The organism is Bradyrhizobium sp. CCBAU 45394 (genome assembly GCF_028128655.1).
GTDB classification, from domain to species: Bacteria; Pseudomonadota; Alphaproteobacteria; order Rhizobiales; family Xanthobacteraceae; genus Bradyrhizobium; species Bradyrhizobium diazoefficiens.
The window spans coordinates 16235-31673 of the sequence record NZ_LBIX01000160.1; the positions used below are offsets into that span (position 1 = coordinate 16235).

General features: G+C 62.8%; 18 protein-coding genes. 8 read left to right on the plus strand and 10 right to left on the minus strand.

Going from position 1 to position 15439, the window contains the following annotated elements; all coding sequences use genetic code 11:
- Nucleotides 1-3: 3 nt before the first annotated feature.
- Nucleotides 4-2130: a glucans biosynthesis glucosyltransferase MdoH gene (gene mdoH / locus WN73_RS19100; RefSeq protein WP_271554294.1), complete on the minus strand. Its 2127-nt coding sequence runs from the start codon at nucleotides 2128-2130 to the stop codon at nucleotides 4-6.
- Nucleotides 2118-3623 carry a glucan biosynthesis protein G gene (locus WN73_RS19105; RefSeq protein WP_271554295.1) on the minus strand — a complete coding sequence of 502 codons (1506 nt, stop codon included), beginning with the start codon at nucleotides 3621-3623 and terminating at the stop codon, nucleotides 2118-2120. Before WN73_RS19105 ends, mdoH begins: the two co-directional genes overlap by 13 nt.
- Before the next feature lie 222 nt (nucleotides 3624-3845).
- Here WN73_RS19105 and WN73_RS19110 point away from each other — a divergent pair, with 222 nt between their 5' ends.
- Both WN73_RS19110 and WN73_RS19115 read left to right on the plus strand, forming a co-directional pair.
- The gene (locus WN73_RS19110; protein ID WP_271554297.1) at nucleotides 3846-3977 is read left to right on the plus strand and encodes a hypothetical protein; all 132 of its coding nucleotides are present in this window, start codon (nucleotides 3846-3848) and stop codon (nucleotides 3975-3977) included.
- Nucleotides 3978-4322: 345 nt separating this feature from the next.
- Nucleotides 4323-4529: a cold-shock protein gene (locus WN73_RS19115; RefSeq protein ID WP_097668860.1), complete on the plus strand. Its 207-nt coding sequence runs from the start codon at nucleotides 4323-4325 to the stop codon at nucleotides 4527-4529.
- A 29-nt stretch (nucleotides 4530-4558) separates the two neighbouring features.
- Here the strand turns inward: WN73_RS19115 and WN73_RS19120 are convergent, their stop codons facing one another.
- Together WN73_RS19120 and WN73_RS19125 are read right to left on the minus strand one after the other, a co-directional pair.
- Nucleotides 4559-4864, minus strand: coding sequence for a hypothetical protein (locus WN73_RS19120; protein ID WP_097668861.1), 306 nt, complete (start codon nucleotides 4862-4864; stop codon nucleotides 4559-4561).
- 478 nt (nucleotides 4865-5342) lie between these two features.
- Entirely contained in the window at nucleotides 5343-5591 is a 249-nt protein-coding gene (locus WN73_RS19125; protein WP_245448825.1) for a hypothetical protein, read from the minus strand.
- On the opposite strand from WN73_RS19125, the gene WN73_RS19130 reads away from it, so the two are divergent.
- Nucleotides 5584-5778, plus strand: a complete 195-nt coding sequence (locus WN73_RS19130) for a hypothetical protein (protein ID WP_271554299.1) — start codon at nucleotides 5584-5586, stop codon at nucleotides 5776-5778. The two genes, WN73_RS19125 and WN73_RS19130, sit on opposite strands and share 8 nt — an antisense overlap.
- An 894-nt stretch (nucleotides 5779-6672) precedes the next feature.
- On the opposite strand, the gene WN73_RS19135 is transcribed toward WN73_RS19130, so the two are convergent.
- Together WN73_RS19135 and WN73_RS19140 are read right to left on the minus strand one after the other, a co-directional pair.
- Entirely contained in the window at nucleotides 6673-7050 is a 378-nt protein-coding gene (locus WN73_RS19135) for a response regulator (RefSeq protein ID WP_271554300.1), read from the minus strand.
- A gap of 79 nt (nucleotides 7051-7129) precedes the next feature.
- A complete protein-coding gene (locus tag WN73_RS19140; protein WP_271554301.1) occupies nucleotides 7130-7492 on the minus strand; it encodes a PRC-barrel domain-containing protein in 363 nt (120 codons plus the stop codon).
- Between the two features lie 102 nt (nucleotides 7493-7594).
- On the opposite strand from WN73_RS19140, the gene WN73_RS19145 reads away from it, so the two are divergent.
- Nucleotides 7595-7783 carry a hypothetical protein gene (locus tag WN73_RS19145; protein ID WP_028175462.1) on the plus strand — a complete coding sequence of 63 codons (189 nt, stop codon included), beginning with the start codon at nucleotides 7595-7597 and terminating at the stop codon, nucleotides 7781-7783.
- A gap of 546 nt (nucleotides 7784-8329) precedes the next feature.
- Nucleotides 8330-8902, plus strand: coding sequence for a LabA-like NYN domain-containing protein (locus WN73_RS19150; protein ID WP_271554421.1), 573 nt, complete (start codon nucleotides 8330-8332; stop codon nucleotides 8900-8902).
- A 600-nt stretch (nucleotides 8903-9502) separates the two neighbouring features.
- Here WN73_RS19150 and WN73_RS19155 read toward each other — a convergent pair.
- The 3 genes from WN73_RS19155 to WN73_RS19165 all read right to left on the minus strand — a co-directional run bounded on the left by WN73_RS19155 (nucleotide 9503) and on the right by WN73_RS19165 (nucleotide 11524).
- On the minus strand, nucleotides 9503-10342 hold the full coding sequence (locus tag WN73_RS19155) for a sensor histidine kinase (protein ID WP_271554423.1): 840 nt from the start codon (nucleotides 10340-10342) through the stop codon (nucleotides 9503-9505).
- A 546-nt stretch (nucleotides 10343-10888) separates the two neighbouring features.
- Nucleotides 10889-11305 carry a hypothetical protein gene (locus WN73_RS19160; RefSeq protein WP_271554302.1) on the minus strand — a complete coding sequence of 139 codons (417 nt, stop codon included), beginning with the start codon at nucleotides 11303-11305 and terminating at the stop codon, nucleotides 10889-10891.
- Nucleotides 11306-11323: 18 nt separating this feature from the next.
- Nucleotides 11324-11524: a hypothetical protein gene (locus WN73_RS19165; RefSeq protein ID WP_135179499.1), complete on the minus strand. Its 201-nt coding sequence runs from the start codon at nucleotides 11522-11524 to the stop codon at nucleotides 11324-11326.
- A gap of 268 nt (nucleotides 11525-11792) precedes the next feature.
- Between WN73_RS19165 and WN73_RS19170 the strand changes: the two genes are divergently transcribed.
- Entirely contained in the window at nucleotides 11793-12203 is a 411-nt protein-coding gene (locus WN73_RS19170; RefSeq protein WP_271554305.1) for a hypothetical protein, read from the plus strand.
- A gap of 285 nt (nucleotides 12204-12488) precedes the next feature.
- On the opposite strand, the gene WN73_RS19175 is transcribed toward WN73_RS19170, so the two are convergent.
- On the minus strand, nucleotides 12489-13940 hold the full coding sequence (locus WN73_RS19175; RefSeq protein ID WP_271554307.1) for a GNAT family N-acetyltransferase: 1452 nt from the start codon (nucleotides 13938-13940) through the stop codon (nucleotides 12489-12491).
- Nucleotides 13941-13964: 24 nt separating this feature from the next.
- Here WN73_RS19175 and WN73_RS19180 point away from each other — a divergent pair, with 24 nt between their 5' ends.
- Together WN73_RS19180 and WN73_RS19185 are read left to right on the plus strand one after the other, a co-directional pair.
- A complete protein-coding gene (locus WN73_RS19180) occupies nucleotides 13965-14678 on the plus strand; it encodes an ABC transporter ATP-binding protein (protein ID WP_271554309.1) in 714 nt (237 codons plus the stop codon).
- On the plus strand, nucleotides 14662-15435 hold the full coding sequence (locus tag WN73_RS19185; protein ID WP_271554311.1) for an ABC transporter permease: 774 nt from the start codon (nucleotides 14662-14664) through the stop codon (nucleotides 15433-15435). Before WN73_RS19180 ends, WN73_RS19185 begins: the two co-directional genes overlap by 17 nt.
- Nucleotides 15436-15439 lie beyond the last annotated feature (4 nt).

Sequence of the window (15439 nt, forward strand, 5' to 3'; positions counted from 1 at the left end):
ACCTCATCGCTTCTGCAACACGATCGAGAGCGCCGAACCGTCGTTCAAGATCGAGAAGACCTCCCGCGAGGACAGATGCTCTGCGGCCTCCTCGAAAGTATCGCTCGCATCGACCTTCGCGCGGCCGACCGCCAAGTTGGCGTCGACCGTGTCGGGCCTGGCGGCTCGAGGGGGCGGCAGCTGCGCGAGGTGGAAGGCTAGGAGCGCGGGGTCTTCGCGCAGCTCCACCAACGCGGGTTTGATCCCTCCGTCTGCCGACGCGCTCAATTCGTTCGCTCTACGCAGGACCGGAGGCGGCTCTCGTTCTTCGGGGGTGACAAACAATTTGCCGGAGGCGGGCATGGCGGTCAGCGCGCCTATGGGAACGGCGAACAGCAGCCCAACGATGACCGGCGACATCCAGAGCAGAAGGGGCAGTGAAACGGCGCACGCGCTTGCCGCCATCGCAACCCCGCACAAGGTCGGAATGCCGTATTTCCGATAGAGCTCGCGGCGCTCCACCGTGCCGTCGTCGCGCCTCTGCGTCTGCCAGCCGGCATCGCGGCCGGCCAGAATTTCGACCACGGCTATTGATTGAAAGATCATCATCACGGGCGCCATCAAGGCGGAGACGACGATCTCTGCGAAAAGTCCGGCAGTGGCACGCAATGCACCGCCGAATTGGCGCCCCGCCGAGCGCCGCGTCCAAAGAAGGACCAGGCTGAGCAGCTTCGGCAACAGCAGCAGACCCATCGTGGCGACGAACACCCAGATGGCGAGCACGGGATCCTGGGCCGGCCAGGTCGGAAACAACGAGAACCCCTTCGGAAAGTACTCCGGACGCACGAAGCGGGCCTGCAGTGAGATCAGCATCCCCAGCAGCAGGAACAGCAGCCACAGCGGCGCCGTCAGATATGCTCCGATTCCTACCATGAAATGCAGGCGCGACACCCAATGGAGGCCCCGCGCCGGCACGACAGCGAGATGCTGAAGATTGCCCTGACACCAGCGTCGGTCGCGCGCCGCGAAATCAAGCAGCGACGGGGGCACCTCTTCGTAGCTTCCGCCGAGCGTCGGCAGCATGTAGATGCCCCAGCCGGCCCGCCGCATCAGCGCGGCCTCGACGAAATCGTGGCTGAGGATGTGCCCGCCGAATGGCTTGCGCCCGCGCAGCTGCGGCAGCGCGGCCGATTCGGCGAAGGCCTTCACCCGGATGATCGCGTTGTGGCCCCAGTAATTGCCTTCCGAGCCGTGCCACCAGGCGACGCCGGCGGCGATCATGGGGCCGTACAGGCGGCCCGCGAATTGCTGGACTCGGCTGAACAGACTTCGCGCGTTGACGACCATGGGGAGCGTCTGGACGAGCCCGGCGCTCGGATTGCTCTCCATGGCATGGACCAGTCGGACGATAGTCTGTCCGCTCATGAGGCTGTCGGCATCGAGCACGATCATGAAGTCGTAGACGCCGCCGAACCGCGTGATCCACTCGGAGATGTTGCCGGCTTTCCGGGCTGTGTTGTTGACGCGGTGGCGATAGTACAGCCGTGGCGTTCCGAGGGCCTGTCGCAACGTGAGGAGGGCTTTTTCTTCGGCGACCCAGATGTCGGGATCGGTGCTGTCGCTCAGAACGTACCAGTCGAACAGCCTACCCTGCGAGGTCGTCTCCAAGGATTCGATGATCGCGCGAAGCCGCGCCGTCAATCGGTGCGGGTCTTCGTTGTAGGTGGGAAGCAGCATGGCGGTACGGCTTGCGATGGCCGGCAATTCCAAGCCAGGCGCAATGGCGTCACCCTCCCGACGATGGCCCAACAGCGCAAAGAAGCCTGCCACGGCGGAGGCAAACGAAAACGCGACCCAAGCGAGCAGGACCAGGAAGAGCGCCAGCACCATGCCTTCGAGGACGGTGACGCCGCCGACCTGCAGCACGCGATACATCTCATAGCCGCCCGCGCCCGTGAGACCCGCCGTCGAGAGGAGGATGAGGCCGCGCCGCCAAGCCATCGTGGAGGCGACCGGCGCAGGAACACGGTGCGATACCCGGTCCTTTCCGAGGTCGCCAGGAGCCATCGGAAGGGGGGACTCTCGTGGCAGCAGGCGTTGGGTCGCGATATCGCCGGCAGTCGGCCGCGGTGCCGTGCTCAGGGTGCCCATCGGTAGACCCAGACTTCGGATAAGGGCTTGTCACCTTCTGCCAGAAACGCACGCAGCTCGATCGGCTCGCCCTTCACCTGGCACTGGAAGCTCAACCGCCACCCACCTGTGTAGGGATTGGGCTGCGTGACGATGTTCTTCACCTCGGAATTGTCCGCCGTCACGACGCCTTTGACGCCGGCAGGATCTACGCCCTTGAGGTTGTCGCCGAGCAGATCGAGGACGAAGAGGCGCGCGTCCTCGCCCCTCGCCCCGATCCCGCTTCGCGTGAATCTAGCGAGCGAGTGAGGTTTCGGGCTATCCGGTCCCCAATGCAGCCGGTAGGTGTAGTTGTGTTCACCTTTCGCCTGCAGCGGGCTTTTAGGCCGCCAGAATGCGGCGATGTTGTCGTGGACCTCCTCCTTGGTCGGGATCTCGAACAGCATGACCCCGCCCTCGCCCCAATCGCCGATCGGCTCCATCCAGAGACTTGGACGTTTTTCGAAGCTGGATTCGATGTCCTGGTAGGCGAAGAAGTTTCTCTCCCGCTGCATCAGGCCGAACCCACGGGGATTGAGATCCTGGAAGGTGCTGATCTGGAGGTCGCGGGGATTGCTGAGCGGCCGCCAGAGGCTTTCCCCCTTTCCGTTAAAGATCGCAAGACCGTCGGAATCGTGGACCGACGGACGGAAATCGTCGACGTCGTTGCGGTCATTCGGACCGTAGAAGAACATGCTGGTCATGGGCGCGAGCCCAGCCCGCTGCATTTCAACCCGCGGGTAGACCGACATCTCGACGTCGAAGACCGTCGTGTCCCCCGGCCGCACGGTGAATCGATAGCTCGCTGCGCAGCTTTTGCTGTCGAGCAGAGCATGGATGACCATCGAGGTCGCACCCGGCGCCGGCCGCTCGAGCCAGAAAGCCTTGAAAAGCGGAAATTCCTCGCCCTTGGCTTCGCCCGTATCGATCGAAAGTCCCCGGGCGGAGAGCCCGTACGTCTGCCCCTTGGCCACGGCGCGGAAATAGCTCGCGCCCAGAAAGACGCAGACCTCGTCGTAATAGTCGGCACGGTTCATGGGCGCATGTATGCGGAAGCCTGCGAACCCCAGATCGATGTCCTCGAATGGCGGGACCTTCTCGTCCACGGAAAAGTCCGCCTTGCGGTACTTGAGCCTGGTGGCCTTTCCGTCCGCGACCTCGAAGATGTCCACTCTGTTTTTGTAAAAGAAGCCGCGATGAAAGAACTGCGCCTCGAACGGAAGATTCTTGCCGCGCCAGAGCGCGCGTTCCGGCAAAAAGCGGATCGAACGATACTGATCGTAGTCGAGGTCCTTCAATCCGCTCGGGAGCTTCTCGTCTGGTGCCTCGTACGGTTTGCCCGCCAGCATACGGGCCAAGTCCCTCACCGTGGACGGCCCGAACGCGTCATCCGACGCCGCGGCGAAACCACTGCGCGAGGCAAGCAGCAACGCCGGCAGCGCCGCCGACCCTTGAACAAGCTGGCGTCGGTTCACGTGCTCTCCTACTCGCTACTGCTGCCGCGGTCATGCAACGACCGCCGCGCCCGCGAGTTCCACTGGCCGGCCGCCACTAGCGAGGACAAGCGCGCAACGGCCCGATCGACCACGCAACGGACGGAATTCGGTGGGCCGCGAGCTTTCCTTCGCCATGGCCAGAACCGGGGACCGCCCGCGGAACGTCTTGGCTTCGTGCGCCTTCTCTGGTCGGAGGATCAAATGGCGCGCGTTTGGAATACACCGATCTTCGCCATCGCTACCGTCTATTTTACCGTCGATGCGCTGTTCCCGGCGGTCACGGGGCCGATCATCGCATGGCTCAGCAGAAAGAGGCTGCTGGGCGCTGGGTGACGTCATTAGGCCCACATCAGTCCTTCGCCCTGTTTGCGGTACCCGTCATCATACTGGAGCCCGCAAAGCCCCTGAGCGCCTATCTGCTCGGTACCCCGAGCAGCACTGCAAGACATCGCGAAGTATCTTCGCCCGCTCTAGTTCATGGTAGTGAGCTTTTCTTTCCCGATCTGTGAACTAGTTCGCATTCGCGCCGCCGGGTCGTCGGCTGCAACTCGCTTGCCCTTTACCAGACCACTGACTGCTTCGAAAACACTGCTCGACCTTCGCGCGCTGCGGTTTTTTGCTTGTCAGTCCCAAGACGGTCGACCTAGGCTATGTTCATTGTGCAACCGGGAGGCGGACGTGGCGACAGGTATTGTGAAGTGGTTTAACGCAACCAAAGGATTCGGTTTCATCCAGCCCGATGACGGCGGCCAGGATGTTTTCGTGCATATAAGCGCAGTGGAACGCGCCGGCTTATCGGGCTTGGCGGAGGGGCAGAAGGTCTCTTACGAAATCCAGGTTGATCGCAAGCGCGGCAAGAGCAGCGCGGAAAATCTTCGCGTCTGATGGCTGCCGCGACCATCGCGCAGCGGTGATCACTGCACCTTTTGTCCGAGGTCTCTCAGGAGCGCGTGGAGAAAGTCACTGGCATGGTCGTATCGCGCGTTGCCATCTGTGATTTGACGGGCGCGCGGCTCTATTAAGCGGCCAACGGTTTCGGAGCCGAGCAGCTCAACTCTGTCTGACCACTGCAGCAGCAAACTATCGGGAATGCCTTCCGCAGATCCGAATAGCTTCAAAAGGCAATGTTCGCCCTCGGGTTTATGGTCATGATGAGCCTTTGCCGCATAGAAAGCGAACAACCCGCGAAAGGCATCACGGGAAACGGCAGGTTTTCCCATCGTAATGTTCCTGAAAAATTAAGTTCTCAATGGGAGCAAGTCTGAAGCCATCGCGCGGGAAAAGCTAGCAAAATATTCAATCTCGCACTGCACCCAGGTAAAGAGTAGAGGCCGCCTTTCGGGCGGCCTCAGTTGTTCATTACCCTGACCAAAGTCGCAATTAGATCGGCCGCTGCAGCGTTTGCACCTCTAGGCGTCGGGGAAAAAGTTGCAATAAAGGTACCAGCCCCGGTGCGGGGAGGACGGGCGAGGTGGCTTATCTCTGCCCAGCAAGATCTGACAAATCTCTGGGAAAAAGATGCAATTTCTACCCAGATGCTGCGCCTGATTAAAGCCCTTGCACGAGGAGGAGCTGGCGAGAAGCGACTGGAGCCGACGCGGCGCGGCGTGGGATTCCTGGGGGTCGGAGCGAACTGGCCGGGCATGCTCCTTATGGCAATCGGTGCCGTTCTGTTGGTGGTGGGGCCGGCCTCTAGCCTCAGCCACCCGCCGAGCTGCCGCCCTGGATGACAAGTTGGTATCGTCGCTTCAGCTGATGGCTCGTGGTAGTAGCGGCGTTTTGGAGGCGATCGAGGTCCGCACCTTCTTTAGCAATCACGAGCAGTCGCCAATTCAGGCCATCGGGTTCCGCGTCGCCGTGTTCAATCTCGACGGAGATAACGAGCTCCCCGCCGGGAACGTGCTGGATCTCCCGAAGAGCGATCAGTTCGAGATCGGACTTGGACACCAACGTTCTTGCCACCGGTCTCCTCCCGGCCGGCCTAACGCAGCCTCAATTGTTCCGCGACTGCTTCATGAAAGCGGCCCGCTCGATCATGTCAGCGGGCTCTTTCTTTTCGCTTCTATTTTCCTTTCATCATCGGGTCATGGTTGCCCCCGGATTAGCCGAACTCGGGCTGCTCGATGCCCCTTGACCGCTGGTCGCGGCTGGCGAGTTGCCGCCGCCTCCAGATCCCGCACCTGCGCCGCCGGATCCCCCGATCCAGCGCCCGCGCCGGCCCCTGCTCCGCCCGCTCCACCGGCCCCGCCCCAGCTGCGCGGAGGCGGCAGCCATCGATCCGAACAAAAGTGCAGCTGCGAGCGGTCGTTTTCTCCTGTTTAAGGTTTGCTTGCAACCGACCGCTGTAACCTTCGTTCCTAAGCTGGAGCATGACCAAACGCGTCGAGGTGCCGCATGGGCAAGTGCCGCGAGAGAGCGACGCGATCAGCTTGGTGGCGGCTTCCGTTTGAGGATCAGCCGCGCGCGCTACAGACGCCACCGCAATGTCAAGAGCTTGGCGTCGTTCCACGTCCCACGGCCATACCCGGGTCAGGCGAGGCTTGAGGGACCTCTCCCGTCCTTGGCGGCTTGAACGCGCCCTTCTCTTGGCCCGATCGGTTGCCTTGAAGCCGTCCGTCATCGTCGACACGGGCAGGCTCCTTCGTGAACCAAACAATCGCTCTTGCCGTTGTGCCGCATCCGAGGGCCGTCGACTGCGTGCGCCGAGAGACAATCATGAGGGCCAATTCACGCCAGCATCTCGATTCAGGCGGCGCTTGGGACCGGACCTACCTCGAGTCCCTGATCCGCGAGGATTTCGAGCGATGCCATCCCGGCGAGACGCTGGACGATCTCAAGCGGCGCGCGTCCTTTTCGAAGGAGGACAAGGGCCTGCTGCGGGATTGGACGGTGGTAGCGGTGGCTCGCACTGCGGCCGCATTCACGGCCAAGGCATCGCCCACCACGCTGACGATCTGCGGATCCGCCGCCGACCATTGCGGGCCTGATCGAAGGATCGGAGTCTCACAACGATCCCGGTTCGATCCGGCTAGGCCCGGGGATCCAGTAGCTGCGAGACGGCGGCAGCCAATTGCGCCGGCGCAAAGGGCTTCTCAATCAGGAGGCTGCCATCGACACCCTGCGATTTCCAGTCTGGCGCGCTGGCGCTCGTCATGTAGACCACAGGAAAGCCAGGCGTGATTTCCCTGATCTGCCGCGCCAGCTCCCATCCGCTGATGCCATCACCTAGGTTGACGTCCGTCAGCAGCGCCCGACAATGCTTCCGGCCGTCGCAAAAGGTGGACATCGCCGCCTCTCCCGAATGGACCGAGCAGGCCTCGAAGCCGCTGTCCGACAAGGCGTCCTCGATGAAGCTGCAGATCAGAGCTTCATCCTCCACGACTAGAACACGAACGGCATTACTCACTTTTCGAGTCTCCTCTGCGACCGGGGCCGATCGTTCCGCGTGACGGCGGCGGGCATGGGGCCGCGAGTGCCGCGCCGCCTCAAACCACCGGCATACCGTAGTAGGCATTCACGGAGCGCGTGGTGGCGGGGTCGCTCCAATTCCAACTGCTCGCGTCGGCGTATTTGGGGGCACTGCGGAGCTGGTCCTGGGTGATGCCGGTGACGTAGCCCGCGAGGTTGGTGTCGTATTTCAGTGCGTGCCAGGGCAGCGGATAGTGATCGTCGCCGATGCCGAGCAGGCCGCCGAAGCTGAGCACCGCGTATGACACCTTGCCGCTGACCTTGTCGATCATGACGCGCTCGATGTAGCCAACCTTTTCGCCGTCGACCCCGTAGACATTCGTGCCCTCGACCTTGTCGCTTCCGATCAGGCTGAAGGTCTCGCGATCTTCCATGGCCATGTTGACATCCCGGATGTTGTCTTCTGGAGTCAACGGGAGGACGATGGCTCCGTTCCTGGCTGAAGCCTCCGTGGCCTTGTTCTGGATGAGCGGAGTTCGAGCATGGAACTGACCGATCTGGAGCGCGAATTTTTGAGGAAGCTGCTCGGCGAATCCTGGGTCAGCCCGCCGATGTTCGACCATGAGATCGTGGCACGGCTGGTGGAGTTGGGTCTCGTGGAAACCGAACCGCTTCCATCCGGCGATATCGAATACCGGATCACTGACGCGGGCCGAGCGGCGGCCGCGTAACCGCGATTCGGCCAGTTAAGGCTGGCGCCGTTCAGCTATCTGAACGGCTGCGACCCAAGCGACGCCGGCTCTTATCCGAATCACAAAGCCGGACCGATCCGGCACCGGCGCCGAGCAGCATCTGAAACAATGCCCGGTTGGCCCTGTATCTGGCGGCGGGCCGGCTGACTTCCGAACTCTGGATCAGCAAGCGGCCGTCGGCCGTGCACAAGTACCACGTCCATCTTCGGCCGCGCTTTCTCAAGTGGGTCTCGAAAACAGCGAAGTGGTCTGCCATCGCCACCGTCAAACCGTCAGGGGGACTTCCATTGTAATCTGTCTTGCCATCTGGCCGCAGGTTCAATCGGCAGTGAGCTGCACAGAGACCGCTTAGAGGAAAAGATTTGAACGCTGGAACAGTTGGAGGTAACCTCTAGCGTTGAGGCTCAAATTTCCGGACGAAAGCGATATTGTGAGCCTAGCCAGCTCACCATAAGCTATTTCGATGACCTGAGCTTGTGCGGAAGCGCGTCCCTCCGCATCGCTCAAATTTACGGCGGCGCCCCAATGTCATCCGCCCCTGAAAAAATCACGCTTTTCATTGATGGCGCCAATCTGTACGCCACCGCCAAGACATTGGGATTCGACATCGACTACAAGCGCCTTCTGCAGGAATTCGAGGGCCGCGCCACGCTGCTGCGCGCTTTCTACTACACGGCGGTCATCGAGGATCAGGAATATTCCTCGATTCGACCGCTTATCGATTGGCTTGCCTACAACGGCTACACCGTCGTTACCAAGGCTACGAAGGAATTCGTTGACGCCTATGGCCGCCGCAAGGTGAAGGGCAACATGGACATCGAACTGGCGGTCGATGCCATGGAGCTCGCCGGGCATGTAGACCAGATCGTGCTGTTCTCGGGCGACGGCGATTTCCGACCGTTGGTCGAGGCGCTGCAGCGCCGCGGTGTTCGCATCACGGTGGTCTCGACCATCGCCAGCCAGCCACCGATGATCGCGGACGAACTCCGCCGCCAGGCGGATGTCTTCATCGACCTCGTCGAGCTCCGTTCCAAGGTCGGCCGCGATCCTTCCGAGCGTTCCGGCCAGCGCGAGCGCGGGACGGTGTCGACCGCATAGTCGCCTTCGTCGCTCCCTCGGATTTGATCCACGCTACACCGCCACGTCGGCGCCGTCGCGACGGGAAATCGGTGCGGCCGGAGTTCGCGCCAGCGGCTTCGGCATCAGAACATCCCGAGAAGGGCAAAGAAGACGACCTCGGCTATGAAGGCGGTGGTCATGATCACGACCGTGAGAAAGACGTCGCCTATCGGCATAAGGGGCATGACAAGACCCGCGTCCGACGCAGCCCCATCCTCAATTCACGAGGGGGCGAAAAATGTTTCCGGGACCGGGTTCCCGATGTATCCTGCCTTGGGCAGGGCCCTCGGGGGCCGTTTCATGCGAATACTCGAACTGTCCTGCTGGTGTGTGACCGGCGCAGGCCTGGTGATGATCGCGATTTTCGCGCTGCACTGATCGCCTTGAGTGAGATCCTTGCAAACTGTCGTCTGGTGTGCGCGGGGGGCACACCGATGTTCGGAAGCTGCGAGATTGCCGTGGGCAGTCGCGCCGGCGCGAACGGCGTCTCGATGAGGGTCGGTGCGGCAGTCCTTGCGACTTCCAAGCCTCCGCATGACCGCCGGTCATGTACGCGGTGGAACACATGGCTTCCGGTAGCTAACGAGGCTGCGCGCGCAGCCGCACGCGCAGGCCGGATTCGAGCCGTTCGTACGTGAGCTGCCCGTCGAGCTGCTGAGTCAGCAGCAGAACGATCCGCGAGCCCATGCCGCCGGGATCGGCGTCGCTGCGGAGTCCGACGCCGTTGTCGCAGACGGATAGCTCGATGCCGTCACTGGTCGAGAGTGTGACCGCGACCTGCCCTGGCTTTTCGCCGGGAAAGGCATACTTCAGCGCATTCGTGACGAGCTCGTTCGTAATGATGCCGACGGCGAGCGCCTGTTGGCTCGGTAGATCTATCTCGTCGCAGACCACTTGAAACGCGACGGGCCCGGAGGGCGCCAAGGATTCGAAGACTTTTTCGACGACGTTGTTGAGAAAGTACCGCATGTTGACGAGGCGTGAGTCCTGCTTGAGGGAAAGATGATCGTAGACCTCCGCCATGACGTGCAGGCGGCGCGCCGTAGCCTCCAGCGCGGAGGCGGCCTCGGGGCCGCCATTCCTCGCCTCCAGCCGGATCATCGCGCTGAGCACTGCCAGGTTGTTCTTCGTCCGGTGCGCCAATTCCTGCAGCAGGATGGTCTTCGTCTTGTCCGCCTGCATGACGCGCTCGAGCTCGGCGCGCTCGAATTCGGCGACGGCCGCGGTGCCTGCGGCGGTGATCGCGAACAGAACGTTCGGCGCGAAATAGTCGACGCCGTAGGTGCCTGGGTAGCTGAGGTAGGCTCCCACGCCGACGGCGATCACCGCCGCGAAGATTCCGGAGCCGCGGTCGAAGATAAGGCCCGAGAGGAACACGCCCGGCAGTAGCAGGAAGTAGCCGGATGAGCCGGTCTGCATCTGCAATCCCATCTGCAGCACCGAGCAGACCACCATGATGCAGGCGGAGATGCAGTAGCGGACGAAGGCGGGAAGCCGGTGCTCCAGAATTAGCGGATAGAGCCTATGCATGTATCTGAAACCGACGGGTTCGCACGACCGTTCCGCCTTGATCGGCCGAAAAGTGCGCGGAACGAAACTCCTTCAGCTCCAGATGTACATCAGCAGATCAGCCTCGGCGTGCTCTTCGCTGCCGGGACCGATCGCTTCCGTCGGGCTTCGTGGCGGGGTCGAGGCAAGGAGCTCACGGAGCGGATTTCTTGAAAACCCCTCTCAACGGGCCGTGGCTCAGCCCTCCGTCGTCGCTCGCGTTGCGTGGGCGCAGCCCTGCGTTGGGTTTCTTGGGGACTTGGGGGCGGAGCCACGCAGGCCGCGCAATTACGCGCGGACCCGAAGGATCAACCCAGTCCTACCGGGCTCGTTCCTCCGAGTCGTCCCGACCCACCGTTGGGCTACTGCAATGCTGCCGCCCGCCGAGCACCGGACGGCCGGGAGCACGGCGCTCCGTTACGAGGCCTTGGCCCTTGCCCGCGCTGCGACCAGATCGCGTCGACACCGCTTCCGGTTCCTCTTGCGTCGGCCCGTCGCGACTGGAGATGCCGCCGGTGTCGCCGCAAGCGTCGAGTCACTGGTCACCCGGATGGGAGGCGGCTCGGTAGCCGGCACGGCAGCCGACCGCGCCTCCATGATCTCGAGAACCGTGCGCCCCTTGTCGGTGATGCGCCAGCCGCCGTTGAGCCTCTCGACGAGACCATGCGAAAAGATGTCGAGGTCGGGCACGCGCGCCGCCAGCCGCTTGGTGCGTTCGGCCCATTCACGTCCGCTCGTCGCCAGGATCGCCATGTCGCGCTTGAGGTCGGCCATCACGGCAAATCCATCCGGGTAGCTCACCAGGATTTTCAGCACCGTGACCTGGAAATTCACCCGTGCCTCCGCGGCCGGTCAGCGCCACATGGTCGGCGCTTGGGAGAGGGCTTGGCGGCCGACCTGCTTGAGGTGGTCCGCAGACGTCTCGCCTCTGGATGCGGCTTCCAGGATCTTCGAAGCCACGTGGGTACGGGCGCCGGTCTCGGTCCGGGAAACGCTTTCGCAGACCTCATCCAGGACCGCGCGCAATAGCGCGGTGGTAGCAGGATCGAGCATGGGAAACCCCCAAAGGAAAATGATCGTAGCGCAATCTCACAGGTAAATATCCCACCAAGTTTACACTCGAAGTGCAGCTCGGCAAGCTCCGAAAGTTGCCGCACCGCACGCGGATTGAACCCGTCTTCGGTCGAAATGCTCGTGCTCCAAGCTCGAAAGTTTTCGGCGGGGGAGCATCCCATTGCTCGCGGCACCGGGGCAACCAGCAACCATTGCCTAATTTTCCCGTTGTCTGGCCGGGGCCAGAAACGTGGAGAGGAGGAATCCGATGAAGAAGATTGCAATGGTGGCGGCGACGATCGGCGCTCTCGGTCTCGGCTCGATCGCGGCGACGCCGCCCGCCGAGGCTCATTGGCGAGGTGGCTGGGGACCGGGTATAGCCGGCGGCCTGATCGCCGGCGCGGTGATCGGCGGGCTTGCCTCCTCGGCGTATGCCTGGGGGCCGGGCTACTACGACTACGGTCCGGGTTATTACGGCGCCGGATACTATGGCGGACCCTACGCCTATGACTATGGGTACGATGCGCCCTACCGCTGGGGCGGCGGCTACGCCACGACCTACTACACTGCGCCGGTGTCCTATGGCTACCGGTACCGTCGCGTCGTCCGGCCCGCCTACGCCTATTACCGCGGCGCCTATCCGGTCGTGCGGCACCACTGGCATCATCACCACTGGTGATACGGCGCCGTCCCTTGAGGCCCCGTCAGGCCGCGCTCCGAACGGGCGCGGCTTTCTCGTTTCGTAGAGCAGGATATTGCAGGTCACCACCATCCGCCGGTGAAGAAGTCGTGCCGGTCGAACGCCAGCCGCGGTTCGGCTGGCCTCCCCGTCCACCGCTTCGCCTGCGGACGAACTTCTGGGCGTTTGCGCGCCGGCGGCTCTTTCTTGGCGTCGGAAGCAGGTGTTGCAGCCATCGATGCCATCGCCTCTCGCGCTGATTGCTCCGGTTCTTGCGGCATGGGATCAGCCTCCGCGCCATCTTCGGAACATCGGTGCGCAGGCGTGTGTCGAAGATAGGTCGGCTTTGCCCCCAACTCCAGACAAACCGCTGCATCGGACTAACTGACGCGATGGGCCATGGGCGATGTCAAGCAGCGCCGGATTGCTTTTCACGAAACGCTTGGCTTCGTTGACGGCGGATATTGCGCCGACGGCGAAGCGGCCGCGCACGCTGAGCGGGATGAAACTGTCAAAGATCGGCTCGTAGTCCGGGCAGACCAGCAGCTTGTAGTCGTACAAGCCAATGCCAAAGTCGAAGGCGCGATAGCTCTGACTGGCAAAATGATCGATGACATAGCGCATGAGAATCAGGCCAGGGCTAAACTTCGCTTTCCGCGACATGGTATAGGTGTTGAACATCGTCGAGAAGCGGTGGTCGTCGGCCACACCGGCGAAGATCGCGATCACCTCCTCGTCGCATTCGAGCGCATGGATCTCGATCGCGCGGCCGCCGTCGGCTAGCTTTGTCATGCAGGCGCTGCGGATGAATTCCTGCACGCCCGGGTCGGCGAACACGCTTGGCAGCTTCTGCTGCGCCATTCGTTGCGGCTTGACCTGGAAGAACCAGTCGAGCAGGCGGCTGATATCGACGTCATCAGACGCGATGTAATAGCGGTAGCCGGCAAGCGACTGCAGCTTGCGCTCCTTGCGCTGCAGCCGGCGGCGGAGAGATTCGCTGATCAGGGTCACCGTTGTCGCGCCCGGCTCGATCGTCCGCACCGGGCAGTGAACGGTCGAGGGCTCATGAGGCAGCAGCCTCAAGGGGTTTTGTAGGTCGCGCCAGTAAGTCGGCTGGCGGCGCAGCACGAGCACGTCGGCTTCGTCGCGCGCGGAGAGCATCGCCGTCAGCGACTGGAGATCGTGTTCGGTAGCGGTCGCCGCGACTTCGCGTTGCCATAGGCCCATGTTGAAGGTTGAGTGGGTGCCTCCCATGAAGCTCGCGGAGCGCACGCCGAAGGCTGTTCGCGAGACAAGCGGCAGCAACCCAAGCGGCCGGCCATCGTCGTCACGGGCGATCACGAGGAAGGGGGAAAGCCCCGCGCGCTGCCCGACTCGACGCTGCCAAGCGGCGAGGGAATCGAACCGCTGATAGGGCGTGGCAGAATGGTTCGGGCTCTCAAGACTGCGCCAGACATCCGGTATGCCGGAGACGTGATCGGAGTGGAAGTGCGTGAGGAATAAGACGTCGATCTTGCCGAGAGGCACTCCGATCTGTCCCATGCGGATCGGCACACCGCGTCCGGCGTCGAACAGCAGTACCTGCCCGCCAACCTCGACGAGAGTGCTCGGTCCAAAGCGATTGGGGCGCGGTGCAGGCGAGGCGGTAATAGCGTCACCTTGAAGTCGCTCTCGGCCCTCGTCTGGGTAGGCAACGTTGACATCAAGACCAAACAAGAAAAGCCAACAAACAAACATGTCGATTTCATCGCTGTCAAAAGCATGGACCTGATGGTCGGCGAGACCGAGTTCGTCGCGGTGGTAGGCCCGACCGGTTGCGGCAAATCCACCATCCTCAACACCGTCACCGGACTGCTGAAGCCCGCCGCCGGTGATGTCCGCATATTCGGCAAGCCTCTCTCCGGCCTGAACGATCAATCCGGCTACATGCTGCAGCAGGAAGGACTGCTGCCCTGGAAGACTGCGCAGGACAATGTCGGCCTCGGCCTCGTGTTTCAGGGAAAATCGGTCGAACAGGCGCGCGCGCACGCACGGCCGTGGCTTGCCAAGGTTGGACTCAGGGGATTCGAGGAGCGCTATCCGCATCAGCTCTCGGGCGGCCAGCGCAAACGCGTGGCGATGGCCCAGACGCTGATCATGGAACCGCGGATCGTGCTGATGGATGAGCCGTTCTCGGCGCTCGATGTCCATACAAGGCGGCTGATGCACCGCATCCTGCTCGATCTCTGGCAGGCGGATCGCCGCTCGCTGATCTTCATCACCCACGATCTGGACGAGGCGATCACGCTCGCCGACCGCGTCGTCGTCATGTCGGCGGGGCCCGCAAGCCGCATGGTCGGCGACGTCAGGATCACCCTGCCCCGGCCGCGCGATGTGTCCGCGCTACAGACCGCTGACGAATTCGTCGCCCTCTACCGCGAGATCTGGTCACTGCTCGGCGCCGAAGTGGAGAAGAGCTATGCAACGCAGAAGTAAGGTCGTTCTCACGCAGGTCGCGATCGTGCTCGTGCTGCTGGTCGCCTGGGAGCTCGGCGTAAGGGCCGGCGTGATCGGCTCCTTCTTCTTCCCGGCGCCATCGGCCCTGATTGCGCGAATGAAGGAGTGGATGTCGACGGCCGACTTCTGGACTGACGTCGGCATCACGCTGCTGGAGACCGTGCTGTCCTTTGCGTTCGGCATCGCGATCGGCACCGCGCTGGGCATCTGGCTTGGCCTCAGCCCGTTCGCCGCAGAGGTGGTGCAACCCTTCATCAAGATGTTCAATGCGATCCCGCGCATCCTGCTCGGGCCGATCTTCGTGATCTGGTTCGGCCTCGGGTTGACGTCGAAGGTCGCGCTCGGTGTCACGCTGGTGCTGTTCGTCGCCTTCTTCAATACCTTCCAGGGCGTGCGCGAGGTCAACCCGGTGGTGCTGGCCAACGCCCGGCTCTTGCGCGCGTCGAAATCCTCGCTGCTGCGCCACGTCTATCTGCCGTCGGCCACGACCTGGATTCTCTCGAGCCTCCGGGTCTCGGTCGGCATGGCCGTGATGGGCGCTGTCGTTGCCGAATATCTCGGCTCGTCGGCTGGGCTCGGGCATCTGATTGCACAGGCCGAAGGCGTGCTCGACGCCACCGGCGTGTTCGCGGGCATCGTCGTGCTTTCGGTCTTCGTCGTCGCGCTCGATGCCATGGTGGATCGCGTCGAACGCCGCCTGCTGGTCTGGCGCCCGGCTCCCGCTCACGAAACCTGATTTG